We start from the raw sequence: 21,648 nt of genomic DNA, 5'->3' as shown, positions 1-21,648 counted from the left end.
GCCCGTCGGGCGCGCGTCTTGGGGGGTTCGCATGGCCACAGGGAACGCACCGCCGCCGCCGTCCTGGGACCCGCAGGGGCCGCCCCCAGGCCCGCCCCCTGGGCCGCCTCCGCCGTGGGGGCCACCGCCCTGGGGACCGCCGCCGCCCGTTCCTCCCGCGCCCGGCTCGGGTGGCGGGCGTGCGCCGGGCGCGCAGCGGGGGGCGTTCCTGCTGAGTGGCACGTTGCTGCTGGTCTTCGCGGTGGGCCTGATCGCCTGGCTGCTCAACGGGCTCGACCAGTCGGGCGCCCGGCCGATCCACCTGATCGAGGCGTTCTTCGACCCGACGCGCCAGGTGCCCGAGCGGCTGCTGACGCCGTACGAGTGGGTGTTCACCCTCGCGCTTGTCGCGGTGGGCCTGCTGGCGCTCGCGCGGCGGCGGTTCGCGCGGGGCGGGGCGCTGCTGCTGGCGTTCATGCTGCTCGCGCTGTGCCTGCGGCAGGGCGTGGGGGCGCTGGACGCGACCTACCGCGAGGGCTTCGACCACCCCGACTACGGCGCGTGGACGGCCCTCACCTATGTCGGCGGCTTCGCGATCGCGGTGGCGATCGTCGTGTCGCTGCTGCGGGCGCGCGAGGAACGCCGCCCCTCGGTGACCCTCCCCCTCGGCGGCGCCGCGCTGCTCGTGGTCGCGGGGATCCAGGTCGCGTGGGTGATCGACCGCCAGCGGATCCTGGCCGACTTCGGCGCGTTCTCGTGGGGCGACTACTTTCGCGACCTGGTGGATCCCTCGCTCCTGCACTCACCGCTCTCGCTCAGCGGCGGCGTCTCCTTCCACGAGGCGGCGCTGCTGGTCGCCGCCGTGGTGGTCGGCGCCCTTGCCGTGGCGAACCGCCCCGCGGCGCGCGGCGCTGGCGTCGTGGTCCTGGCGATGCTGGTCTACCTGGAGGTGCGGGAGATCACCATCCGCTTCCAACTGGACTGGTGGGACGATTCGTTCGATTCCACGCGGGGCGTTCTCGACCTGCTGACCCACGTCGTCTCGCTGCCCCTCGCCGTGGCGGGCCTCGCGCTGCTGGCGTGGCCGACGCGGGGGCGCGACCCGGTGCGCTGAGGCGCGACCAGGGAACGGGGCACTGAGGCGCGGGTCACCCTGGGGCGGGCGCCCGGCTCCTTGTGCCGCGACGCGGCCACATGGCACCGTGCGGCGTGACAGGGGAGCCATGGGACCACCAGAACAACCGCGCGGCGGCCGAGGTGCGGACGAGCAACAGGCGTTCGACGCCTTCTACACCGCGAGCGTCGGCAGGCTCATTGGCCAGCTGTACGCGATGACAGGCGACTTCGCCGAGGCGCAGGACGTGGTCCAGGAGGCGTTCGTCCGGGCCTGGGAACGCCGGAACGAGCTCGATCTGAACGCCGCTCCCGAGGCTTGGGTGCGCACGGTGGCCTGGCGGCTCGCGGTCAGCCGGTGGCGGCGGGTGCGCACCGCGCTCGCCTTCGCCCGGCGGCAGGGCCCGCCCGCGTCGGTGCCGCCACCGGAACCGCACCATGTGCTGCTCGTTCAGGCGCTGCGACGGATCCCCGAGACTCAGCGGCGGGCCGTGGTGCTCCACCACCTGTGCGACCTCACGGTCGAACAGGTCGCCGCCGAGGCCGACTGCCCCGTCGGCACGGTCAAGGCGCAGCTGAGCCGGGGGCGGGCGGCGCTGGCCCGGCTGCTGGCCGATACTGAGCTGGATCCGCGGACCGCGCGCGCGTCGGAGGTGCGTCATGGCTGACGAGACCGAGCTCGACGGCTACCTCGCCGGCCTCGCCGACCTCGCCGATTCGGGTCGGCGGCACGCGGAGCCGCTTTCCGCGGAGCGGATCAGGGCGCGCGGTGAGCGGCGCCTGCGCCGCAGGCGGGCCGCCCTGGCGTCGGGGGGCGCGCTGCTGGCCGTGGCCCTTGCCGCGGGGGGCGTGTCGCTGACCCGGGCGGCGCAGGGGCCCGAGCCGCCCGCCGCCGTCCCGACGCCGACCGCCTCGCCGTTCGTGCCGCCGACGCCCGCCCCGGGTGAGGAGTACGCGAGCGAGCTTGGCCATGTGTACGGCGCGGAGCTGCGGGGCGACATGGTGCGGGTCACCGTCGAGCCGCTGCGTGCGGCGGGCGGCGCCGCTGAACCCGTCGGCGAGACGCACACGTTGACCCTGCCGCGGGGGACGCTCGTCGAGACGCGGCGGCTGACCGAGGGGAACCCATCGGACGTCCAGCTCGACGCGCTGGTGGGCCAGCTGGCCGACGGGCCGCGGTGGGCGTTCGTCATCGACTACGACAGCGAGGGCCGCGTGGCCTCGCTGCGGGAGGCGTACTGGCTCTCCGGATAAGTCCCGCGGGAGCGCCGGGGCGAGCGGGGCCCGGCGCCGTCGGGGTCGGAACGGATCGCCGAGACGCGTTTGTGATGCAACCCCACGGGTGGGCTGGCGCGTAGAGCCCGTGTATCCCAAACGCACCTGATCCCTGGGGGACCCTTGACCACGTACGTTTCACGCCGCCCGGCCGCCGCGCGCTGCCTCACCGCCCTCGCCTTCGGCCTCGTGGCCCTGACCGCGTGCGGCGGCGAGGGCGACGGGCGGGCGGCCGACGCCGCGCCCGAGACCTCGGCGGCGCCCTCCCCCTCGGCCGACGCGGCGGACCAGGCCGAGGCATCGGACCCGGCCGACGCGTCGGCGTCGAACGAGGCGGCGCCGTGGGCGGGGGCCAGGCAGTTCGTGCAGATCGAGGACGCCTGGGCCGACGGCGGAACGACGTATCTGTCGGTGCGGCCCGCCGAGAAGGAGGCCCATGTCACCGACCACTCCGAGGCATGGGTGGTCGTCCCCAGCGAGGGCCCCTTCACCGAGGTGCCCCTGGCCGAGGACGCCCAGGTGCTGCTCGCGGTCCCGCTTGGCGACGAGTCCGCGGCGTCGTCGTACTCCCAGGCCGAGTTCGTCAGCCGACTGGCGGCCCAGTCGCCCTCGGTCCGCCCGCGCTTCGGGTACGACCTGAGCTTCGACGGAGAGGGCCGGGTGACCAGACTGGAGTCGCTGTACACGTCCTGACCGCGCGCGGGCCCGGACTCGGCGTCCGGGCCCGCCCGTTCACAGGGGGCCGATCGGCGAAGGGGGCCGCGGCCTCGCCGCGGACATCCACCGGGACGGGTGGCTCCCCGCGATCGGCATCAGCGACGCCCATCTGGAGGGCCAGCTCGGCACCCCGCACACCGTGGTGCGCGCCAACGAGCTGAGCACCGTCGCGATCCTCGACGGGCTGCGCGCTGGCCGGAGTTGGATCGCCGAGTCCGCCACCGTTGAGCTGGCGTTCACGGCCTCGGCCGGTGGGCGCCGCGCGGGGTCCGGCGAGCGGTTGGCGACCCGCGGGGAGGCGGCCGTGGTGCGGGTGAAGGTCCGCGGCGTGCCATCCGGAACGGTCAGCCTGCACACCGAGGCGGGAACGGCGCACCGCGCGGCGTTGCCCGACACGGGCGCGGGCGCCGTCGAGTGGCGCACCGGCGCGGACGAGTCGGGCTTCGTCCGCGTCGAAGTGCGCCATTCCCACGGGCACATGGCGGCGCGGGGCAATCCGGTCATTCTGGGGTGAATTCGAAGTCGACGGTGCAGCGGGGGAGTTCGACGAGCAGCTGCGACGCCATGAACCACGGCGCGGACGGGTGGCCGTAGGGCAGGTACTCGTCGGTGGGGTGAGGGCGGGGAGTGCCGACCGCGTCGGGCGTGAAGAAGCCGCCGTAGACGCCCCAGGTGCGGGGCTTGCGCGAGTGGATCAGCAGCGGGTGCCGCAGGTGCGGGCAGTGCCGCACGGCCAGCGCGGCGCACGGGCGGCAGATCGGCGGCTTGGTGGAGAGCGCTCCCTCGGGCCAGTCGTCGCCCGCCCACTCCGGCATCTCGGAGCCCTCGATGAGGAACAGCCACCCCTGTGACGTCCGGCTCGCCTGCCCGCCGCAGACCTGGCACAGCTTGTTGAGCAACGCGTTCCGCTGCCGCGCGGGGTGCAACGCCCCGAAGTCAGGCCGCCCCTTCCCCGGCGCCTCACGCATCCGCGTCCACAACACGCCCTGTCCGTCGCGGTCTTGAGGCACCTCGTCGCGGTAGCCGAGCCCCTTCCCATCGGGCCGAACGGTCAACGCGCCCGCCAGGCCCCCGTTTTCCCCCGTCCATGCGGCGGCATACGGAACGGGCAGCGACTTGGGCCCCCAGGAGAGGAGACGTGGCGGAGCGGGAACAGTGCGAACAGGCATGGCAATTGAGGTCTTTCTCAAAAGAGGGTGGAGGGTCGGACGGGCACGAGTTCGAGGTCACAGACGGACGCCCACCACGGACACCGCTCCCGGCACTCCGGCCTCAACAGGACGCGCACGGGCCGTTCCATGCGGCGTGTAGTGACCAAGTGCCGTGCGTCCTGGAGGAGTTGAACGGTGCCAACGCTGCCGGTTCCTGCATCACGCACGCGGGCACCGAACGTCAACCAGTCGGGTGGCCTGGGGGCCAAGGCTTTGGGCATGGTTTACCCCCTTGTCGCCGTGGGGGCGTTCGACTCCCGGTGAGCGATCCGCAGCGGGCTGCGACATCGTGCCGGGTGAGGAAGAATGCGACTACGACGGGTCAACAGGCAAGCTTGCTAAGCCAATTCGGAGGAGAAGGAGCACCCGCACCGCCGCTTGCCGCACCCGACGGGGGCCAATGCGCACCCGAAGCTTCTGTTCCACCACCCAAGGGATGTGAAATAGCACCATGCCGAATGTTCGGGCGATCCCCACGCTGCGGCGGCGTCGACTGGGTCAGATCATCCGGAAGTACCGCAACGACGCTGGCGTCACACTGCTCAGCGCCGCCAACGCGATGGGCTGGCACGAGAGCAAGCTCTCCCGCATGGAGACGGCAGTCGCGCGCCTGCTCCCGCAGGATGTCGCCAAGTTGATGTCCCTGTACGGCGTCACGGACGCCGGGGTCATCGCGGCGCTCGAAGGGCTGGCCAAGGACGCGGGAAAACGCGGCTGGTGGCAGACGTACGGCGACGTCGTGACCCTGAACTACAAGGACTACCTGACGTTGGAGACGGATGCCGAGAGCGTCCACGTCTTCTCCCCGGGCGCCATCCCAGGACTCCTCCAAACCGGCGCCTACGCACGCGAGATCATCGCGGCGACAGACATCACGATCACGCCGCAGCAGGTCGCCGCCCGTGCCGAGGTCCGGAAGACGCGGCAGGCGATCCTCACCACCAGGCCCGAGGGCCGTCCGCTCAAGCTGTGGGCCGTGATCCATGAGGCGGCGCTGCACCAGCGGTTCGCCGGACAACCGCACCTCATGCGCCAGCAGCTACGGCATCTGCTGGACATGACCGACCTGCCGAACATCACCATCCAGGTGATGCCACTCGTCGGCACGCCACACCCCGGCATGCTCGGCATCTTCCAGATCCTGCGCTTCCCCCACCCCTGGCCCACCGTGGTGCACCTCGAAAACATCAGAGGGGGATACTTCGTTGAGGGCACCGAGGACGTGAAGGTCTTCGAGGGAGCCTTCGAACGCGTCGTTGCCGCCGCCCTTTCCGTCGATGACTCACGGCAGCTCATCAAGACCCTCCTGGAGAGGAACAGAAAGTGAACACCCGCAAGGAAGACCTCTACGCCATCGACCTGTCCGATGCCACCTGGCGCAAGTCACCCCGCAGCGATACCGGCGGCGCCTGCGTCGAGATCACCGACCTCCCGGGCGGTGGAGTCGCGATGCGCGACTCGAAAAACCCCGAACGGGAGGCGTTGCGTTACACGGCCGCCGAGTGGAACGCGTTCCGCGAAGCCATCCTCGACGGCACCCTGTAAATCGAACGAACGGGGCCGTCTTCCCCCGAGAGAGCCGGGGAAAGACGGCCCCGCCCCACCCCTCTACCCGATCATTCCTGCTAGTACTCGAGGCCGCCGTGTTGGGTCAGGTCGCTGATCTCGCCGTCACACTGTGGTTGAGAATTCACGCTCCGGGGTAGATTCTCAGCGACCCCGAGCCCAATGAGAACGGGAGATCTCGATGTCTCTTGACTCGTCGACCACTGAGCGTGCGGCACCGGGTGCGCCCTTATCCGAGCTATCCGATTTCTGGCCCCCATCACCGCCTCCGACACCGATTCAGTCGCGTCTGTTCAGTGCCGACAGCAGGTATGTCGTGCAGACGCCCGCGGAGTCGCATGACACCAAGAAGCGGGCAGGGTCCTCGGACGGTGCCCGTACCTACGACACGCCGATCACCTGACCCCAGGTCCCCTGGTTCGGCGGGCCAGTGGCGCTTGCCAAGCTCACCACTCCCCGGCATCGGAGGGCGCCCGTGCTGACCCTGCGCCTGAGGCCATATGCCTCGACCACCTGGGTCTACCACGACCGCCGCTACATCACGGCGGATCAGACCAGCGAAATCGCGCCCTATGGGCACCCATTGCTCGAACAGCTCGCCATCACCGACACAGTGCGAACCGCTCTGATCGTGCGCGAGCGGGTTGCCCGTCGGCTCCCGAGCGACCCACACCCCCATGTGGTGGATGCCGACAGGTACACGGCGGCAGTGCACGCGGCCCAGCGGTGGCCCGCCGATTTCATCCTGATCGAAACCGCACCAGAACGGCCGGTGCGCGTCACCGCAGGCGCAGCCCGAACGACGCCGCTCTACCTCGCCCACGACGAGGGCACCCTCCATGGCTCTTGGGAGATGGGAGAACTCAAGCGCTTCGCCACCGGACTCAACGCGCGCGAGGCCGCACGGCTGCTCATCTACCGGCCCCGCTACGGCACCGAGACCCTCTTCCGCGGCATTCACCGCCTGACGGAACGGGCCACCGCGATCTTCGGAGGCAGCCTGCACATCCACTACCCCGAGCCAGCCCTGCACGGCTCTCCCCGGCCTTTGGATGACAATGCCAACGTGCTGGCTGCGTTCACCGAAGCCATTGACAACGCCCTCGACCTGCGACCGCTCAATCCCACGACAACGGTCTTCCATCTCACAGGCGGGTTCGATTCTGGCACTCTCGCCACCCGTGCCGCCCAGCGCTATCCCGGTCAGCTCGACACAGCCGCCGTCGTGGTCATCGGAGCCGGTCGCGAGCAACAGATCCGCCGCCGAGGCGAAATACGCGCGTCGTTACCCTTCGGCACAGGGGATCATCAGGTGGATTGCCGTGACAACCCGCCACTGAGTCGGGACTGCCCCCGCAGTCGTGGCGAGTTGATCAGCCCCTACGAGGAGCCTCTTCATCTCCCGTTCACGCGCCTCGCCACCCTGCTCGCCGATCACGGCGCCCGCACGGTCGTGACGGGGCTCGGCGGGGACGAGATGGTCGCTCTCTCGCCACAGGAGTCGGCAGCCACGGAGTCGGCCAACGCGCATATCACCGAGAAGCTGCCCTGGCTGGGCCCGCGCGCCCGCCAGGCTCTGGAGTATTCCGAGGATGCTATCTCCCCACCCGCGCTGGTGAACTCGATCACCCTGCTGTCCCTGGAGACCACCGCTCCCCCTCTTCTCCGCGCCGGGATCTGGCCCCTGCATCCCTTCACCGACCCCGGGATGATCCGACTGGGCGAGGAACTACCCATGTACTGGCGCGAGTTCAAGAATCTTCAGCGACGGCAACTCGCCTCGCTCGGCCTGAGTCGGGACGTCATCCACCCGGTGGAGCGCGAGTCGTTCGTCTGGCTCGTTCAGCACTCCCTCACCACTTACGGTGTGCCACTGCTCACCGCCATGTTGGACGGTGGCTCCCCTCTCATCGAAGCGGCCCTTGTTGACCCGGACGGCTTGCGTTCGACCCTCGATGAGTTGGCCGGTGAACCCTACGACGAGGAATTCCATTCCAAGCTGCTCCAAGTCATCGACCTGCATCTGGCAACCGTGGCCTTCCTCTCCTGAACCACTCGTCCAAGCTTTCGATCCGTTCCGCGCGGCGCCCCAGCATGAACAGCCGATACGCGCCCCGTTCGACCTCGTGGATCAGGGTGAACCCCTGCTCCTCGTAGTACCGCACCAGCCCCGGCCACAGGCAGTCCCGCCGCACCCACGCCCGCCCCTCGCGCGCCGCCCGGTCAACCGCCCACCAGGCCATCAGCGTCCCCGGCCGCAGATGCCGCAGCGCCGGATCCGTCACCGAGGTGTTCAAGTACAGCGCCGACTCGGCGCGTTCCTCCTCCGTCCACCCCCACGGCGGCCCCTGCTCCTGCACCGCCGTGACCCCCGCCACCCGCCCGTCCCGCTCCAACACCCAGGTGTCGCCAAACGGGTTGTCGCACTGCGACGCCAACTCGGCGGCGTTCTCGCGCCAACTCGGCAGCCCCCGCTGCTCCATCCACGCACACCGCGCCAGAATCATCCGCTCCACAGCCGCCCGATCACCAGAGACAGCGGGTCGCATCCGGAACACGACACATCCCCTTTCCGCATGTGCGAGAAGCCACGCCTCGTTTCTCGGCGAAGAGTCGCACAGTAGCGGCCCAAGCGAGACGCAGCGCGCCTCGACGGCGAAGCGACGATGCGCGCCTGGACGCTCGGCCTGGAGGTCGAGGTGTTCAGCAACCTCGTCCATGTGCCCGAGGCGCACTGGGAGTTGTACCGGCGCGAGGGTGTTTCGCTCGCCACGTCGTACTACTCCGACCAGGCCGGTGAACACAACGCCATGACCGGCCGCCCCAGCCACGCCCGCACCAGGGCCATCATCGCCAAGGCCGTCCGCCTCGGCATCCCCTTACGCGCCGGGATCATCGTCGCCAGCGACAACCAGCGCGCCACCGAGGCGAGAGCCGATCTCGAGTCCCTGGGAGTGACCAGGATCGGTGTCGACCGCATCCGAGAGTTCGGCCGAGGTTCAGTTGGCGAAGCCCCGGATGCGGCCAACCTGTGTGGGCGGTGCGGCGATGGCCGGGCGGCCATCGGACCGGACGGCCGGGTCAGTCCGTGCGTCTTCTCCACCTGGATGGGCGTCGGCAATGTCCGGCGTAGCCCGCTGGTCTCGGTCCTCACGAGCAAGGCCATGGCGGAGGCCAACAGCGCCATCCGCCGTGTGGCAGGTGAAGGAGATTGTCAGCCCCAGTGTTATCCCAACCAGACCCCCTGTTACCCTGCGAACACACCCTGCGCTCCCAAGGGGGACTTCCCCGAAGCGTGCAACCCCGACGACGAGGAATGCGGCCCCGGCGTCCCAAGCATCGAATGCCGCCCCAGGAGATAAGTGTCCACCGCAAGCGAACCCGACCTCGCATTCCGGGAGCTGATCCGTCCCCGCGTTGGGGCCGTGGCCGAAATCCAGCTGATCGAAAGAGCGTTCACCACGGACCTGACGGCCGTGGTGACCGGGGAACTCGGCCGTTTCTTCGTCAAGGGCATGAAGAACAGGCCCGGTGGGCGGCGTGATCAGATGTTGCGGGAGAGGGACATCAATCCGTTTGTCCGGTCCCTCGCCCCGGCGCTGGTGTGGTCCGCCGAGGACGACGAGTGGATCGTGCTCGGATTCGAGTGCGTGAACGGCCGGGAAACGGACTTCGCGCCCGACTCGCCGGACGTGCCGGTGGTCGTCGACCTCATCAACCGCGTGGGTGAGCTCGAACTCCCCGACATCGCCGAGGACTGGACCGAAACCCGCTGGGACTGGTGGGCCGACCGCGGCGCGCCCGCGCTGTTCCGCGGGAACGCGTTCCTCCATGTGGACATCAACCCCAGCAACTTCCTCATTGACGACCAGCGTTCCTGGCTCGTCGACTGGTCCTGGCCCACGCGCGGGGCCGCGTTCATCGACCCCGCCGTACTGGTGCATCAGCTCATCGCCGCCGAACACACCCCCGAGAACGCCGAGGCATGGGCGGCCAAGTGTCCGGCCTGGACCAGCGCCGACCCCGAAGCCATCGACGCCTTCGTTATCGCCCACACCCGCATGCACCGCCACCGAGCCCTGCGCAAGCCCGACCAACCCTGGCTCGCCGCCATGGCCGACGCCTCGGAAGCGTGGGCCGCTCACCGCCGCCTCACACCGTTCTGAACGCCCTCGAAGCAGCTGCCCGCCCGGAAGTGGGCCTCGGCCGTCTTGACGGGTGCCGGATACTGTGACCGGGCCGTAACTCTGCGGCGTTCGGGAGGCGTTGGGGTGGACCAGGGCGAGGGGACGACGAGATCGGCGTTCTCGGGGGCGGCCCAGAACGTCCTTCAGGGGCGAGACTTCGTTGGGGGCGTGCACTTCCACATGGGCGAGGAACGTTCAGCACTCACGCCACGCCAACTCCCTGGAGACGTCCACGGGTTCGTGAATCGCACGGCCGACCTGGACCGGCTCGACCAGCTGCTCGCGGATGACGAGAGCGGGTCTGCGCGTGTCTGTGTGATCGCGGGGACGGCCGGAGTGGGCAAGACCTCGCTGGCCGTTCACTGGGCACACCGGGCGCGGGCCCGTTTCCCTGACGGGCAGCTCTATGTCAACCTGCGCGGCTACGACCCCGGCGCGCCGATCAGCCCCGCCCGCGCCCTGGAGGGTTTCCTTGAGGCGTTGGGCATGCCTCCCAAGGCGATCCCTCTCGATCTCGATGCCAGGGCCGCCGCGTTCCGCAGCCTGCTGGCCGACCGGCGCGTGCTGGTGGTCCTGGACAACGCGGCCACCGTGGGGCAGGTGCGGCCGTTGCTGCCGGGCGCCGGTCAGTGCCTGACACTGATCACGAGCCGCAGCAGGTTGTCAGGGCTGGTCGCGAGGGACGGGGCGCAAAGGCTGACGCTGGATGTGTTCGACGAACCGGCCGCGTTGGAACTGTTACGCGGGACGACTGCCGGATACCGGGCGGACGAGGCCCAGGACATCGCCGAGCTGGCCCGCCTGTGCGCGCGCCTCCCCCTCGCCCTGCGCGTCGCGGCCGAACGCGCCGCCGCCCGGCCGCGCGTTCCGCTGGGCGCGTTGATCGACGACCTCCGCGACGAGTCCTCGCTGTGGGACGCGCTGTCGTCCGAGGACGACGAGGAGGCGGACGCGGTGCGGACGGTGTTCGCCTGGTCGTACCGGGCGCTCCCGGCCGAGGCCGCCCGCCTCTTCCGGTTGCTTGGCCTGCACCCGACGCCGGAGTTCTCGCTGCACGCGGCAGCGGCGATAGCTGGTCTGCCGCCCGGGCCCACACGACGCCAACTCGATGTGCTGGTGGGCGCGCACCTGCTCGCGCAAACGGCGTCCGACCGCTACCAGTTCCACGACCTGCTGCGGGCGTACGCGATCGACCAGACCACGCAATTGGACACGGAGGAGGCCCGCCGCGCGGCGCTGGGCCGCGTTCTCGACTGGTACCTCCACACGGCGGACGCGCTCGCTGAAGTGCTCGGACGCCAGTGGATCTGGCGCATACCGCCCGAGGAACGGAACGCGTCGGCGCGGCCTCTCCATTTCGCCGAACTCAGCGAGGGAACGGAGTGGTTCGCGGCGGAGCGGAAGAATCTGCTCGCTTCGGTACGCGTCGCGTCCGAGTCGGGACGTGCCCTCATCGCCTGGCAACTTCCCGCGGTGCTGATGCCCGCCTATACGACGCTGAGCCAGCTGGAGGACTTGTTCGAGGCGGGGTGCCTCGGTCTTGAAGCCGCCCGCCGGAGCAATGAGCTACGGGGCGAGGCGCTGCTCCTTGTCCTCCTGGGCATGGGGTGTCGCCAATCCCACAGGCGTGACGAGGCGATCGCGCATCATCGGGGTGCCCTGCCGCTGCTCCGTCGCCTGGGGGACCGCGAGGCCGAGGCATTCGTTCTCAATCTCCTTGGGCTCGTTCACCTGGACAGCCACAGGTTCGATGAGGCCAGGCTCGGTTTCCAGGACAGCGTGAGCCTGTGCGAAGAGATCGGCTACGCCGAAGGCGCTCGTATCGCTCGGTCCAATCTGGGCACAGCTCTCCTCGGGCTGGGGCTCGCGGATGAGGCGATCGCGTTGCTGCGTGGGGCGGCGGAGGAGGCCCGCCAAGCGGGAAACACCTACAGCCACGGAAACGATCTCGCGGACCTTTCCCTGGCCTACCTGGAGTCGGGACGATTGGAGGAGGCGCAACGCGCGTCCTCCACCGCGTTAGAGATCGCTCGGAGCATAGGCTATGCGGTGTTGGAGGCTTGGGTTCTGATCCGCCATGGGCGAGTTCAGCAGGCCAGCGGTCAACTCGACGAGGCGCTGGTGTCGTTCCAGAGGTCGGCGGTCATCCATCGACGCATCGGGGACCGTGGGCGCGAGGCCGAGGCGTTGGATGCGGCGGGGACGGTGTACGCGGAGTTGGGGCGTGAGGACGAGGCCGTTCATTTCCACCGGCAGGCTATTGCCACGTTCCGTGCCATCGGCGATGAATGGCAGACCGCTGTTGGGCTTCATCATCTGGCGTCCGTGTTGAACGCGCTCGGCGAGAACGAGAAGGCGCGCGCCGCCTGGCGGGAGGCGCTGCCGTTGCTCGCGGAGTTCCACCATCCGAAGGCGGTCACGTTGCGCGCGTTCGTCGAGAGGTCCCTGTCCGAAACCGGCGAACGTCCGGCGCCCAGCTGAGGAACGGAGACCATCGGGACCCATGGGCAAGCATCGCCGACCCGGGCCGCCGAACCAGCCATCGCGGGCCGTTCCACACGCCGATCCCAACGCCCCGCTGGCGCCATTCGAAAAGCGGCGGCGTCCACCGATGGACGTCCTCCGCGGCTTCACCTACACACCCACCGGAACGGCCCCCAACCTCGCGGCAGCCAGAGCCTGGGAACACGAAGCCGACCCCGGAACTACGGCCTGAGCGCGTCGAGGGGGCGGGGTGTGCGAGACCATGGGCGTGGTGAGTGCCATGACCGACGACCCGACGACGTTGCCGTTTCGAGAGCTCATTCGCCCGTACACCGGGGACATTGCCGGGGTCCGTCCCGCCGAGACCGTTGGCTGGACGGATTTCGCGGGGGTGGTCACGTGTGAGAAGGGGCCGTTCTTCGTCAAGGCCATGCGCAACGAGGGGTGGCGGTGCGCCTCCATCAATCGCGAGCGGCTGATCACCCCGTTCCTCGCCTCCCTCGCACCCACGCTGCACTGGGACGCGGGCGACGACGCGTGGATCGCGCTCGGCCTCGAAGTCGTGGACGGCAGAACGCCCGACTTCGGCCCGGACTCCCCCGACCTGTCGGCCGTCGTCGAACTCGTCGACAAAATCGGCCAGGTGCCCCTCCCCGAGCCCGCCCTGACCTGGACGGAGACCCGATGGGACCGATTCGTGACGCGGGAGTCCGCACGCGAACTGTTCCGCGGTGACACGTTGCTCCACGCGGATCTCAACCCGTACAACCTGCTGATCGAGGCAAACGGGATCAGGGCGCTCGACTGGGGGTGGCCGACCCGGGGCGCCGGGTTCATCGACCCGGCCATGCTCGTCGTTCAGCTCATCGCCTCAGGACACACGCCCGCTGGCGCCGAGAGCTGGGTGAACGGCTGCGCGGCCTGGCGCGATGCGGACCCCGAGGCCATCGACGCCTTCGCCGCCGCGTACCTCCGCATGCGGCACGAGATGGTCGAGCGCAAACCTGAGATGGCCGCGCGCCAAGCCATGCTCACGGCGACGGAAGCCTGGGCCGCCCACCGGGGCCTGGTGCCCCTGCCCTGAACGACTCCGGCAGCGTCTCGACCCGCTCCGCACGGCGGCCCAGCATGAACAACCGATACGCGTCCCGTTCCACCTCGTGGAACAGCGTGAACCCCTGCTCCTCGTAGTACCGCACCAGATCCGGCCACAGGCAGTCCCGCCGCACCCACGCCCGCCCCTCGCCCGCCCCTCGCGCGCCGCCCGGGTCCACCGCCCACCAGGCCATCAGCGTCCCCGGCCGCAGATGCCGCAGCGCGGGATCCGGACACTCCCGGATCATGCGGAACGGCTGATCCCTCTGGACCCCATCGGGTACCCGAAGGACGTCAGGTGACGCCTTGAGCGGGGTGCCTTCCATCCACGGAATACCCCCCTGGGTATAGCTGTTAGAGTGAGTGTCCGATACCCCCCAGGGTACACCGTTCGAGAGGGAGTTGTGAGTCGTGTTCTTCGTTGACACCCTGGAGTTCGAGGGCCTGGGCAACCGCAGCTACCTGGCTGGCGGAACCAATGCCGCGGTGGTCATCGACCCGCCGCGCGACATCGACCACGTCATCGCCGCAGCGGCCCACCGCGGTGTGCGCATCGCTTTCGTGGCCGAGACCCATGTGCACAACGACTACGTCACCGGCGGCCTGGAGCTGGCCCGCGTCACTGGCGCCCAGTACCTGGTGCCGGCCGCGGCGCACGTGGCCTTCGCCCGCACCGCCGTCACCGACGGCGACACGGTGACGGTGGACGAGGGCCTGGTGCTGCGCGCGATCGCCACCCCGGGGCACACCCCGCACCACACCTCCTACGTGCTGGAAGAGGACGGGCGGCGTGTGGCGGCGTTCACCGGCGGGTCCCTGCTGATCGGCTCCGTGGGCCGGCCGGACCTGGTCGAACCAAGGCTGACCGAGCAGCTGGCCCGCGCCCAGCACGCCTCCGCCCACCGCCTGGCCGACGAGCTGGATGACGAGGTGCCGGTGCTGCCCACCCACGGGTTCGGCAGCTTCTGTTCCTCCTCCCAGGCCGAGGGGGACGCGACGACGATCGGCAAGGAGCGCGAGACCAACGACGCGCTGACCTTGGACGTGGACACCTTCGTCGCCCAGATGCTTGCCGGGCTGGAGGACGTGCCCGCCTACTACGCGCACATGGGCCCGGCCAACGCCGCGGGCCCCGCACCGGTCGACCTCATCCCGCCGGGGCGTGCGGACGCCGAGGAGATCGCCTCGCGGCTGGCCGCGGGTGAGTGGGTGGTGGACCTGCGCAGCCGCGTGGCCTTCGCCGAGGGGCACGTGGCCGGGTCGTTCAACTTCGAGGGCGAGGGCAAGCTCGCCACCTACCTGGCCTGGCTGATCCCGTGGGGCAAGCCCGTTACCCTGCTCGCCGACACCCCGGAGCAGATCAGCCACGCGCAGCGGGAGCTGGCGCGGGTGGGCATCGACCGCCCGGCCGCCGCCACCACCGGCGACCCGGTCGGCTGGATCCGCGAGGGCGAGCAGCTCGCTTCCTTCCCGCGTGCCCGCTTCGCCGATCTCGCCGATGTCCGTGAGCGCGGCGACAAGGTGGTCGTCCTGGACGTGCGCCGGGACTCGGAGCGCGCGGGCGGCTTCATCGACGGCTCGGTCCACATCCCGATCCACGAGCTGCACGGCCGTATCGGCGAGGTGCCGGACGGGACGGTGTGGGTGCACTGCGCCGGTGGGATGCGCGCGGCGATCGCCGCCTCCCTGCTGGATGCCGCCGGCCGCGCCGTGGTCGCCATCGACGACGGCTTCGACGCGGCGGCGGATGCCGGGCTGTCCCTGGCCTCCGGCTGATTTCGACCGTTCTCCCCGCAAGGAAGGAAGCATGTGATGTCCCTCTTTCGCCGAAACGGGCCCCATGTCACGGTCGACGAGGCACGCAGCCGTACCAGTGGCGATCAGCCTGACGCTGTCCTGCTGGACGTCCGTGAGAAGCCCGAATGGACGGCGGGCCACGCCCCGGGCGCCGTCCACCTACCGCTGACGAAACTGGTCGCCGGCGCCGCCCTGCCCGCCGAGACGCAGGGCCGTCCGCTGGTGGTGATCTGCCGCAGCGGACACCGCTCCCAGCAGGCCGCGAAGCTCCTCACCGAGCGCGGAGCGCAGGCGGTGGACGTTGAGGGCGGCATGAACGCGTGGGCCGCCGCCGGGCACCCGGTCGTCGACGAACGCGGGAACAGCGGCCGGATAGCGTGACCGTACTCGTTCTCGCCCTCATCGCCGGGGCCGTCATCGGTCTCGCCCTCGGAGCCCTCGGCGGCGGTGGCAGCGTCCTTGCCGTACCGGCGCTGATCTACCTGCTCGGCTTCACCCCGGCCGCCGCCACCACCGCCAGCCTGATCATCGTCACCGCCACCTCCGCCACCGCCCTGTACGCCCACACCCGCGACGGGAACGTGGCATGGAAGACAGGGGCGCTGTTCGCCGCGGCGGGCGTCGTCCCCGCCTTCCTCGCCGGCGCTGTCGCCGGGCTCCTGCCCGAAGCGGTGCTGACGGCGGCGTTCGCGGTCATCGCCGCGCTGGCGGCCCTGCGTATGCTGCGGCCGTCCGCGTCCGAGCCGCCGGACCGGATCCATCCCGGCAAGGCGGCCGGTGCCGGTGCCGGACTTGGCGCCGTGACGGGCTTTCTGGGGGTCGGTGGGGGATTCCTCGCCGTGCCCGCCCTGGTGAGCGTCCTGGGACTGGCCATGCGGCGGGCAGTGGGCACCAGCCTGCTCGTCATCACAGTGAACTCACTCGCCGCGCTCGCCGCTCGCACCGGCACCGGTGGCGGGCTCCACTGGGAGATCATCGGCCCCTTCACCGGAGCCGCGATCCTCGGCGCCTGGGACGGCAAACGGCTCATGACGAAGATCCCCGGCACCACTCTTCAGAAGATCTTCGCCGGTGTCCTGCTGGCAGTGGCGGCCTTCATGCTCGTTGACGTGATCGTCTGAAAACGAGGGCCGCCACCGGCTCAGGACAGGGACCGGGAGAGCTTCTCCAGCCGGCCGCGCATCCCAGCACCGCCTTCAGCCCGGCTCCCGTCAGATCAAGCTCCACCACACTCCGACACACAAGGATGACATCTGCCATGACCACACCCACGGCCCTCACCACCGACGAGGCGCGCACCCGCCTGCACGAACTGACCGTCATCGACGTGCGTACCCCGGGCGAATACGCCGGCGGCCATCTCCCCGGCGCGCTCAACATCCCCCTCGACCAGATCCAGCGCGCGCTGCCCGACATCCGGCACGCCACCGACCGCGGTGACGTCCTGGTCGTCTGCGCCTCGGGCGCCCGCTCCGAGAACGCCTGCAAGATCCTCGCGGAGAACGGCATCACCGCCGTCACCCTGTCGGGAGGCACCAGCGCCTGGGCGGCCGACGGCCACGAGCTCCACCGCCCCCAGGGCGCCTCCCGTGCCACCTGGGGCATGGAGCGGCAGGTACGGCTCACCGCAGGAACGATCGTGCTGCTCGGCCTGCTGCTCGGACTCGTCGTCCACCCCGCCTTCCAGCTCGTCTCCGCCGGCATCGCGGGCGGTCTGATCTTCTCCGCCCTGACCAACACCTGCGGCATGGCTGCCATGCTCGCCAAGCTCCCCCACAACCGCCCCCGCGCCGCCGACCTCGACAACACGCTGGCCGCACTGCGTAACCGCTGAACCGCACCACAAAGGGGAGGGACCCGGCTCCGGATCCCTCCCCCTTCGCATGCCAGGCCCTGTGACCAACCGCCCTCAACCGGGCGGTTGATCCGACACCGCGGCACCACAACTCAGGCCAGAGAAAGGAACAGCTTCTCCAGCCGAGTACGCATCTGCTCCCGGTCACCGGAAGCAGCCATGTCCGCATCGGTCAGGCAGTGCTGCAGCCCCGTGGCGATGATCGCGAAACCGGCCTTGTCCAGAGCCCTGGACGCCGCGGCGAGCTGGGTGACGACGTCCTCGCAGTCCCGCCCCTCCTCGATCATCTTGATCACGCCGGCGATTTGGCCCTGTGCCCGGCGCAGCCGGTTGACCACCGTCTTCAGTTCCTCAGCCGCCATCGCCAGTTCCACAACCCACACTCCTTCGAGATACCCCCTTAGGTACCCTACCGAAGGGGCAACCCCAACCGGGCAAAGGAAAATCCCCGTCGCCCCACCACCACCGCCCTCCGCGCCGATCAGGACAACGCCCGCCCGCACGAGCTGACCGTCATCGACGTGCGCACCCCCGGCGAATACGTGTGCACAGTCGCGGTACAGGAAGTGCCACGAGCGAGGTGCACAGAGGAGTTCTCGGGTGCTCTCATGAACGGTCCTTTGCGCGATCAAGATCAAGAACGGGCCGCCGGACCCCCACCGAGCCCGGATTCGTTCTCATAACCCGTTCTCCCTCAAAAGCGGGACAACCCCCTTCTGAGACTTGCATGGTGCGAAAATCCGGGCTCAGCGGCCTTCCCCAACCGACCGGTCGGACGCCGAAGACATCGAACATCACGCCTGTCCGAAGGGTATGGCGCGGGAGGTCAAGGCACACGCCCCGCACTGCCGGGTCATCTTCACGGTGTACGAGATGAAGCGGCTCGGCCGCGACGCCGCCGAGCTCACCGCGCTCGCCAACCACCTCACCGCCCACTGCCTGGTCCTGGAGATGCTCGCCGGGCCCCTACCCGGCATCTACGCCCCCACCGTGCCTGGGAAGCTCCTCTTCGCGTTCTTGGCGGCGACGGCGGAGACCGAGCGGGAGAACATCCGGGAGTCGACGCTGGAGGGGCTCGACACCGCGGCCCGCAAGGGCAAGCACGGCGGCCGACCGCCGGTCATCACCGACGACACGCTGCACACCGTGCTGCGGCGTCGGGAGCTCGGCGAGTCCGTCGAGCAGATCCAGCCCGACCTGATCATCCCCACCGGCAAGCGCAAGGGCCAGAACCCCTCCGTCGCCAGCATCTACCGGGCACTCGCCGAGCACGAGAAACGAGCGGCGTACCCGGAAGCCGTCGAACAGGCCCGCGCCGACTTCGCCGCCCTCACCGGCAGCGAGGTTCCTGAACCTCGCCCAGAAGCCAAGGCCCTAACGGCACGCTGAGTTACTTGTCACGTCGCGGCGGCTTCGGGAGAACAGGGCCACGTTGCGCGTTCGTCGAGAGGTCCCTGTCCGAAACCGGGCGAACGTCCGGCGCCCAACTGAGGAACGGAGACCATAGCCGCGCGATCACCAGAGACAGCGGGTCGCATCCGGAACACGACACATCCCCTTTCCCCGTGTACGAGAAGTCACCCTGCTACGAACCCATTTCCCGTACGTTCATCAACCCGGCCGTCCTGGTGCATCAGCTCATCGCCGCCGCACACACCCCCGAGAACGCCAAGGCGTGGGCGGCCAAGTGCCCGGCCTGGACCAACGCCGACCCCGACCCGTCACGCCCAGGCGCGCCCACGCGCCAGCCGCGCCAGCCGCTCCAGCCAGCGACCCGCTAGGCGCGCGCCGTCGCGCGGGCGCGCCAGAGGTCGCGGAGGAGGGCGATCTCGGCCATGTGGTGGATGAATTCGAGATTGCCGCCCCACAGCGCGGACACAAACGGCTCGTCCGGGTCGGAGCCGTACGGGTACTGCGAGAAGCCGATCGTGTCGAGCTGCTCCTCGGTCACGGCGGCGACGCTGTCGCGCCAGCGGTCCATGAGCGCCCAGAAGCGTTCGACCGCCACGGCCGCGTCGGGCGTGAAGTCGACCAGCCGCGTGGGGTCCTGGCTCCGTTCGCCGAACGTCCACTCCCAGGTGCCCGCGAAACAGAAGTGCAGGTGGCCGAGCCGCCACGCGATCGTCGTGACCGGGGTCTCGTCGGGCTCCACCGGCCCTGTGTGGGCCAGGACCTCCTCGACGCGCTCGACGCTCACGCTCCAGTCGTCGGCGATCTTGGCGACCGGCATGCCGCCCGCCGCCTGCCGGGCGATCTCGGCGTACTCGCCCGCCGGGATGTCGGGGGCGCCCCGGTCGAGCAGCCAGTCGCCTGGCCCGAACGCCCTCGGCGTCGCCGCCTCGCCCCTGCGCCGGATCGACCAGCAGCCGGGCACCGGCTCCCACAGGTACTCCTCGTCGCCGAGCCCCGCCAGCCGCACCTGGGCCATGTCCCTGGCCTTGTCGAACTGGTCGAGCAGCAGGCCGAGTCGGTCGGTGCGCAAGCCCGCGATGGTCGCCATGTCCCGTTCCCCCTTTCGCGGTGGCGTCCCCGGCCCCCGCTCGTGCGGAGGCTAACGGCTCACCGCCGCGAGGCGCGACGGATTTCCGCCCTGCGCCGCTTCCCCCGTGCGACGCCCGCGAACGTCGCCGCCGCCACGCCCGCGACACCCCCGATGAATGGAGGGCCGCGGGCAGCACGCCGAACACCGCGATCCGGATCGCCGTCCACGCGGCCGACCCCGCCGAGCCCAGCGCGTCCTCGGCCCGGCCGCCGAGCGCGTCAGATGTGGGCGAGCAGGCGGTCAAGGGGGCGGGGGGTGCGGGGTGGGGGGAGGTGGTCGATCAGGGCGCGGGCGTAGAGGGACTTGCGGCCGCTGTGGGTGCCCATGAAGCGGCGGAGCTGCTGCTCGACGGTGCGCCCGCGCTGCGCGGGCTGGTTCTGAAACGTGTGGAACGGCCGCAACTCGCCCTGCGCGTCGATGACTTCCTGCACGGCGTCGGCGCCGAGGGCGCGGATCAGCTCGTCCTCCAAGTCCGCGACGCACACATAGAAGCCCAGCGGTTCGAGCGTGGCGCGCGTCAAGTCGGTGCCGAGTCCCACGCGTTCGAGGCCGCGCTGGAAGAAGCGCTCCTCACCCGCGTCGCACAGCCCGGCCAGCCTGACATCGAGGCCCGAGGGGCCGCACAGGGCAAGGAACGTGCCGATGTTGGTGACGCCGCCCAGCGGCACGACCGCGACGCCGTCGGCGTCGAGATCACGGCCGCGGCGCGCCGCCAGCGCCTCCACCGCGACCTGGTCGCTGCCCCCTTCGACGAGCACGACCGTGCGCAGGCCGATGTCGGCAGCCAGGTCGCGCGCCGTCGCCGCCGCTGTCGCCGCCGCCGCGCCGCCCGCGGCTCCGGCGACGAGCGCCCTGCGGAAGCGTGCCATCTCGTTCATGGGCCCCAGTCTCGCAATCAGGTCACGCGCGTTGGAACGTGTGGGTGCTGCCGATCGCGGCGAAGCCCCCGCGCGCGTACCAGTGGCGCGGCCAGTCGTCCTCGGCGGCGATGAGGAAGCGGGTCGAGCAGCCCGCCGCCCCATCAATGGGGAGGGGCACGGCGCTTGTAGCCTGAGCACCGAGCCGCGGAGCCACCGAGCCCGTCAGCCGCCGAGCCGCCGTTCCGAGGAGGAGCCCATGACGTCGCCCGCCAACGCCGCCGATCCCGCCCCCGCGCCCGGCCCGCCGCGGGTCGCGGTGCGCGGGGAGGCGCGGCTCGAGGTGGAGCCCGAGACGGCCAGGCTCGGGGTCACCGTGGGCGCGCGGGGCGGTGACCGGCGGGCGGCGCTCACCGATCTCACGCGGCGCAACAACGCCGTTCTCGACCTGCTCAAGTCCTATGGCGAGGCGGTGGAGAAGATCGAGACGGGGGCGTTCGCGATCAGCCCCGAGCTGCGGTCGGGCCGCGGGGAGCGCGTGCGGGCGTACCACGGGAAGGTGTATGTCCAGGCCACCGTCGTGGACTTCACCGCGCTCGGCGAACTCACCACGCGGCTCGCGGACTTGGAGCTGACCAGCGTTTCGGGGCCCTGGTGGGCGCTGCGCCCCGGGTCGCCCGTGCACCGCGAGGCGCGGCAGCAGGCCGTGCGGCAGGCGGTCGAGCGGGCGCGGGAGTACGCGGAGGCGGTGGGCTCCGAGCTGGCCGGGCTGGTCGACATCGCCGACCTGGGGGCCGACGCGCAGCCCGAGTACGGGGCCGTGGCGGGCGGCTACGGCGGCATGCGCGGCTCGGCGCCCGCGGGGGCCGGGGCCCCGCCGCCCGCGCTCGACCTGGAGCCCCGCCGCCAGACGGTGTACGCGCGGATCAACGCCCGCTTCACCATCACCCCGCCCGCCCTCTGACCCTGG

General features: G+C 70.5%; 26 protein-coding genes and 1 pseudogene. 20 read left to right on the top strand and 7 right to left on the bottom strand.

All coding sequences use genetic code 11. The features are described from left to right. Positions 1–223 precede the first annotated feature (223 nt). The 5 genes from DEH69_RS03160 to DEH69_RS03140 all read left to right on the top strand — a co-directional run bounded on the left by DEH69_RS03160 (position 224) and on the right by DEH69_RS03140 (position 3,598). Entirely contained in the window at positions 224–1,093 is an 870-nt protein-coding gene (locus DEH69_RS03160) for a hypothetical protein (protein WP_181727227.1), read from the top strand. A 109-nt stretch (positions 1,094–1,202) separates the two neighbouring features. Beyond that, positions 1,203–1,760: a SigE family RNA polymerase sigma factor gene (locus DEH69_RS03155; protein ID WP_113685312.1), complete on the top strand. Its 558-nt coding sequence runs from the start codon at positions 1,203–1,205 to the stop codon at positions 1,758–1,760. Further along, positions 1,753–2,346 (top strand): hypothetical protein, encoded by a 594-nt coding sequence (locus DEH69_RS03150; RefSeq protein ID WP_113685311.1) that lies wholly within the window; start codon positions 1,753–1,755, stop codon positions 2,344–2,346. Before DEH69_RS03155 ends, DEH69_RS03150 begins: the two co-directional genes overlap by 8 nt. A 144-nt stretch (positions 2,347–2,490) precedes the next feature. After that, entirely contained in the window at positions 2,491–3,060 is a 570-nt protein-coding gene (locus tag DEH69_RS03145; protein ID WP_113685310.1) for a hypothetical protein, read from the top strand. A gap of 163 nt (positions 3,061–3,223) precedes the next feature. After that, positions 3,224–3,598 (top strand): hypothetical protein, encoded by a 375-nt coding sequence (locus DEH69_RS03140; protein ID WP_113685309.1) that lies wholly within the window; start codon positions 3,224–3,226, stop codon positions 3,596–3,598. Here the strand turns inward: DEH69_RS03140 and DEH69_RS03135 are convergent. Continuing rightward, positions 3,585–4,253, bottom strand: a complete 669-nt coding sequence (locus DEH69_RS03135) for a hypothetical protein (protein WP_147255347.1) — start codon at positions 4,251–4,253, stop codon at positions 3,585–3,587. The genes DEH69_RS03140 and DEH69_RS03135 overlap by 14 nt on opposite strands. A gap of 493 nt (positions 4,254–4,746) precedes the next feature. Here DEH69_RS03135 and DEH69_RS03130 point away from each other — a divergent pair, with 493 nt between their 5' ends. From DEH69_RS03130 to DEH69_RS03115, 3 genes are all read left to right on the top strand, one after another. After that, a complete protein-coding gene (locus tag DEH69_RS03130) occupies positions 4,747–5,622 on the top strand; it encodes a helix-turn-helix transcriptional regulator (RefSeq protein ID WP_113685307.1) in 876 nt (291 codons plus the stop codon). Further along, positions 5,619–5,840, top strand: coding sequence for a DUF397 domain-containing protein (locus DEH69_RS03125; RefSeq protein WP_113685306.1), 222 nt, complete (start codon positions 5,619–5,621; stop codon positions 5,838–5,840). Before DEH69_RS03130 ends, DEH69_RS03125 begins: the two co-directional genes overlap by 4 nt. Positions 5,841–6,336: 496 nt before the next feature. Next, the gene (locus DEH69_RS03115; protein ID WP_113685304.1) at positions 6,337–7,911 is read left to right on the top strand and encodes an asparagine synthase; all 1,575 of its coding nucleotides are present in this window, start codon (positions 6,337–6,339) and stop codon (positions 7,909–7,911) included. Here the strand turns inward: DEH69_RS03115 and DEH69_RS03110 are convergent. Further along, complete coding sequence (locus DEH69_RS03110; RefSeq protein ID WP_258534393.1) at positions 7,871–8,344, bottom strand: GNAT family N-acetyltransferase; 474 nt, start codon at positions 8,342–8,344, stop codon at positions 7,871–7,873. The two genes, DEH69_RS03115 and DEH69_RS03110, sit on opposite strands and share 41 nt — an antisense overlap. 183 nt (positions 8,345–8,527) lie before the next feature. On the opposite strand from DEH69_RS03110, the gene DEH69_RS03105 reads away from it, so the two are divergent. The 4 genes from DEH69_RS03105 to DEH69_RS03085 all read left to right on the top strand — a co-directional run bounded on the left by DEH69_RS03105 (position 8,528) and on the right by DEH69_RS03085 (position 13,616). Further along, positions 8,528–9,223, top strand: a complete 696-nt coding sequence (locus tag DEH69_RS03105) for an SPASM domain-containing protein (protein WP_113685302.1) — start codon at positions 8,528–8,530, stop codon at positions 9,221–9,223. Positions 9,224–9,286: 63 nt separating this feature from the next. Then, positions 9,287–10,027, top strand: coding sequence for a hypothetical protein (locus DEH69_RS03100; protein ID WP_258534392.1), 741 nt, complete (start codon positions 9,287–9,289; stop codon positions 10,025–10,027). Between the two features lie 261 nt (positions 10,028–10,288). Next, positions 10,289–12,529 carry a tetratricopeptide repeat protein gene (locus DEH69_RS03095; protein ID WP_258534391.1) on the top strand — a complete coding sequence of 747 codons (2,241 nt, stop codon included), beginning with the start codon at positions 10,289–10,291 and terminating at the stop codon, positions 12,527–12,529. Between the two features lie 283 nt (positions 12,530–12,812). Then, positions 12,813–13,616: a phosphotransferase gene (locus DEH69_RS03085; protein WP_258534401.1), complete on the top strand. Its 804-nt coding sequence runs from the start codon at positions 12,813–12,815 to the stop codon at positions 13,614–13,616. Here the strand turns inward: DEH69_RS03085 and DEH69_RS03080 are convergent. Beyond that, positions 13,564–13,875: a hypothetical protein gene (locus DEH69_RS03080; protein ID WP_113685300.1), complete on the bottom strand. Its 312-nt coding sequence runs from the start codon at positions 13,873–13,875 to the stop codon at positions 13,564–13,566. The two genes, DEH69_RS03085 and DEH69_RS03080, sit on opposite strands and share 53 nt — an antisense overlap. Positions 13,876–14,038: 163 nt before the next feature. On the opposite strand from DEH69_RS03080, the gene DEH69_RS03075 reads away from it, so the two are divergent. The 4 genes from DEH69_RS03075 (at position 14,039) to DEH69_RS03060 (ending at position 17,258) form a co-directional block, all read left to right on the top strand. Beyond that, complete coding sequence (locus DEH69_RS03075; protein WP_113685299.1) at positions 14,039–15,403, top strand: MBL fold metallo-hydrolase; 1,365 nt, start codon at positions 14,039–14,041, stop codon at positions 15,401–15,403. Between the two features lie 36 nt (positions 15,404–15,439). Then, positions 15,440–15,805, top strand: a complete 366-nt coding sequence (locus DEH69_RS03070; RefSeq protein ID WP_181727225.1) for a rhodanese-like domain-containing protein — start codon at positions 15,440–15,442, stop codon at positions 15,803–15,805. Continuing rightward, on the top strand, positions 15,802–16,545 hold the full coding sequence (locus DEH69_RS03065; RefSeq protein WP_113685297.1) for a sulfite exporter TauE/SafE family protein: 744 nt from the start codon (positions 15,802–15,804) through the stop codon (positions 16,543–16,545). Before DEH69_RS03070 ends, DEH69_RS03065 begins: the two co-directional genes overlap by 4 nt. Positions 16,546–16,682: 137 nt before the next feature. Continuing rightward, complete coding sequence (locus tag DEH69_RS03060; protein ID WP_113685296.1) at positions 16,683–17,258, top strand: rhodanese-like domain-containing protein; 576 nt, start codon at positions 16,683–16,685, stop codon at positions 17,256–17,258. 113 nt (positions 17,259–17,371) lie between these two features. Here DEH69_RS03060 and DEH69_RS03055 read toward each other — a convergent pair whose 3' ends face one another. Beyond that, on the bottom strand, positions 17,372–17,653 hold the full coding sequence (locus tag DEH69_RS03055) for a metal-sensitive transcriptional regulator (protein ID WP_010358257.1): 282 nt from the start codon (positions 17,651–17,653) through the stop codon (positions 17,372–17,374). Between the two features lie 87 nt (positions 17,654–17,740). On the opposite strand from DEH69_RS03055, the pseudogene DEH69_RS32315 reads away from it, so the two are divergent. From DEH69_RS32315 to DEH69_RS03040, 3 genes and pseudogenes are all read left to right on the top strand, one after another. Next, positions 17,741–17,821: pseudogene (locus tag DEH69_RS32315) on the top strand (transporter); the annotation flags it as partial. A gap of 271 nt (positions 17,822–18,092) precedes the next feature. Next, positions 18,093–18,668, top strand: a complete 576-nt coding sequence (locus DEH69_RS03045; RefSeq protein ID WP_220131164.1) for a recombinase family protein — start codon at positions 18,093–18,095, stop codon at positions 18,666–18,668. A gap of 176 nt (positions 18,669–18,844) precedes the next feature. After that, positions 18,845–19,060, top strand: a complete 216-nt coding sequence (locus tag DEH69_RS03040) for a hypothetical protein (protein ID WP_113685295.1) — start codon at positions 18,845–18,847, stop codon at positions 19,058–19,060. Here the strand turns inward: DEH69_RS03040 and DEH69_RS03035 are convergent. From DEH69_RS03035 to DEH69_RS03025, 3 genes are all read right to left on the bottom strand, one after another. Further along, positions 19,057–19,779, bottom strand: a complete 723-nt coding sequence (locus tag DEH69_RS03035; RefSeq protein ID WP_113685294.1) for a DinB family protein — start codon at positions 19,777–19,779, stop codon at positions 19,057–19,059. The genes DEH69_RS03040 and DEH69_RS03035 overlap by 4 nt on opposite strands. Positions 19,780–20,039: 260 nt before the next feature. Next, positions 20,040–20,699, bottom strand: a complete 660-nt coding sequence (locus tag DEH69_RS03030) for an ATP-dependent endonuclease (RefSeq protein ID WP_113685293.1) — start codon at positions 20,697–20,699, stop codon at positions 20,040–20,042. Between the two features lie 22 nt (positions 20,700–20,721). After that, positions 20,722–20,859: a hypothetical protein gene (locus DEH69_RS03025; RefSeq protein WP_181727224.1), complete on the bottom strand. Its 138-nt coding sequence runs from the start codon at positions 20,857–20,859 to the stop codon at positions 20,722–20,724. A gap of 78 nt (positions 20,860–20,937) precedes the next feature. On the opposite strand from DEH69_RS03025, the gene DEH69_RS03020 reads away from it, so the two are divergent. Further along, positions 20,938–21,642: an SIMPL domain-containing protein gene (locus tag DEH69_RS03020; protein WP_113685292.1), complete on the top strand. Its 705-nt coding sequence runs from the start codon at positions 20,938–20,940 to the stop codon at positions 21,640–21,642. The last annotated feature ends 6 nt before the right edge of the window (positions 21,643–21,648 follow it).

The organism is Streptomyces sp. PT12 (assembly GCF_003311645.1).
GTDB lineage: Bacteria > Actinomycetota > Actinomycetes > Streptomycetales > Streptomycetaceae > Streptomyces.
Note: the sequence above shows the minus strand (reverse complement) of the source record. Positions and strands in the feature narration are given on the sequence as shown.

Coding starts and splice junctions, on each gene's coding strand:
- DEH69_RS03020 (WP_113685292.1), top strand. CDS start 20,938: ATGACGTCGCCCGCCAACGCCGCCGATCCCGCCCCCGCGCCCGGCCCG.
- DEH69_RS03150 (WP_113685311.1), top strand. CDS start 1,753: ATGGCTGACGAGACCGAGCTCGACGGCTACCTCGCCGGCCTCGCCGAC.
- DEH69_RS03070 (WP_181727225.1), top strand. CDS start 15,440: ATGTCCCTCTTTCGCCGAAACGGGCCCCATGTCACGGTCGACGAGGCA.
- DEH69_RS03130 (WP_113685307.1), top strand. CDS start 4,747: ATGCCGAATGTTCGGGCGATCCCCACGCTGCGGCGGCGTCGACTGGGT.
- DEH69_RS03060 (WP_113685296.1), top strand. CDS start 16,683: ATGACCACACCCACGGCCCTCACCACCGACGAGGCGCGCACCCGCCTG.
- DEH69_RS03085 (WP_258534401.1), top strand. CDS start 12,813: ATGACCGACGACCCGACGACGTTGCCGTTTCGAGAGCTCATTCGCCCG.
- DEH69_RS03105 (WP_113685302.1), top strand. CDS start 8,528: ATGCGCGCCTGGACGCTCGGCCTGGAGGTCGAGGTGTTCAGCAACCTC.
- DEH69_RS03030 (WP_113685293.1), bottom strand. CDS start 20,699: ATGAACGAGATGGCACGCTTCCGCAGGGCGCTCGTCGCCGGAGCCGCG.
- DEH69_RS03110 (WP_258534393.1), bottom strand. CDS start 8,344: ATGGAGCAGCGGGGGCTGCCGAGTTGGCGCGAGAACGCCGCCGAGTTG.
- DEH69_RS03035 (WP_113685294.1), bottom strand. CDS start 19,779: ATGGCGACCATCGCGGGCTTGCGCACCGACCGACTCGGCCTGCTGCTC.
- DEH69_RS03080 (WP_113685300.1), bottom strand. CDS start 13,875: ATGATCCGGGAGTGTCCGGATCCCGCGCTGCGGCATCTGCGGCCGGGG.
- DEH69_RS03155 (WP_113685312.1), top strand. CDS start 1,203: ATGGGACCACCAGAACAACCGCGCGGCGGCCGAGGTGCGGACGAGCAA.
- DEH69_RS03135 (WP_147255347.1), bottom strand. CDS start 4,253: ATGCCTGTTCGCACTGTTCCCGCTCCGCCACGTCTCCTCTCCTGGGGG.
- DEH69_RS03045 (WP_220131164.1), top strand. CDS start 18,093: ATGGCGCGGGAGGTCAAGGCACACGCCCCGCACTGCCGGGTCATCTTC.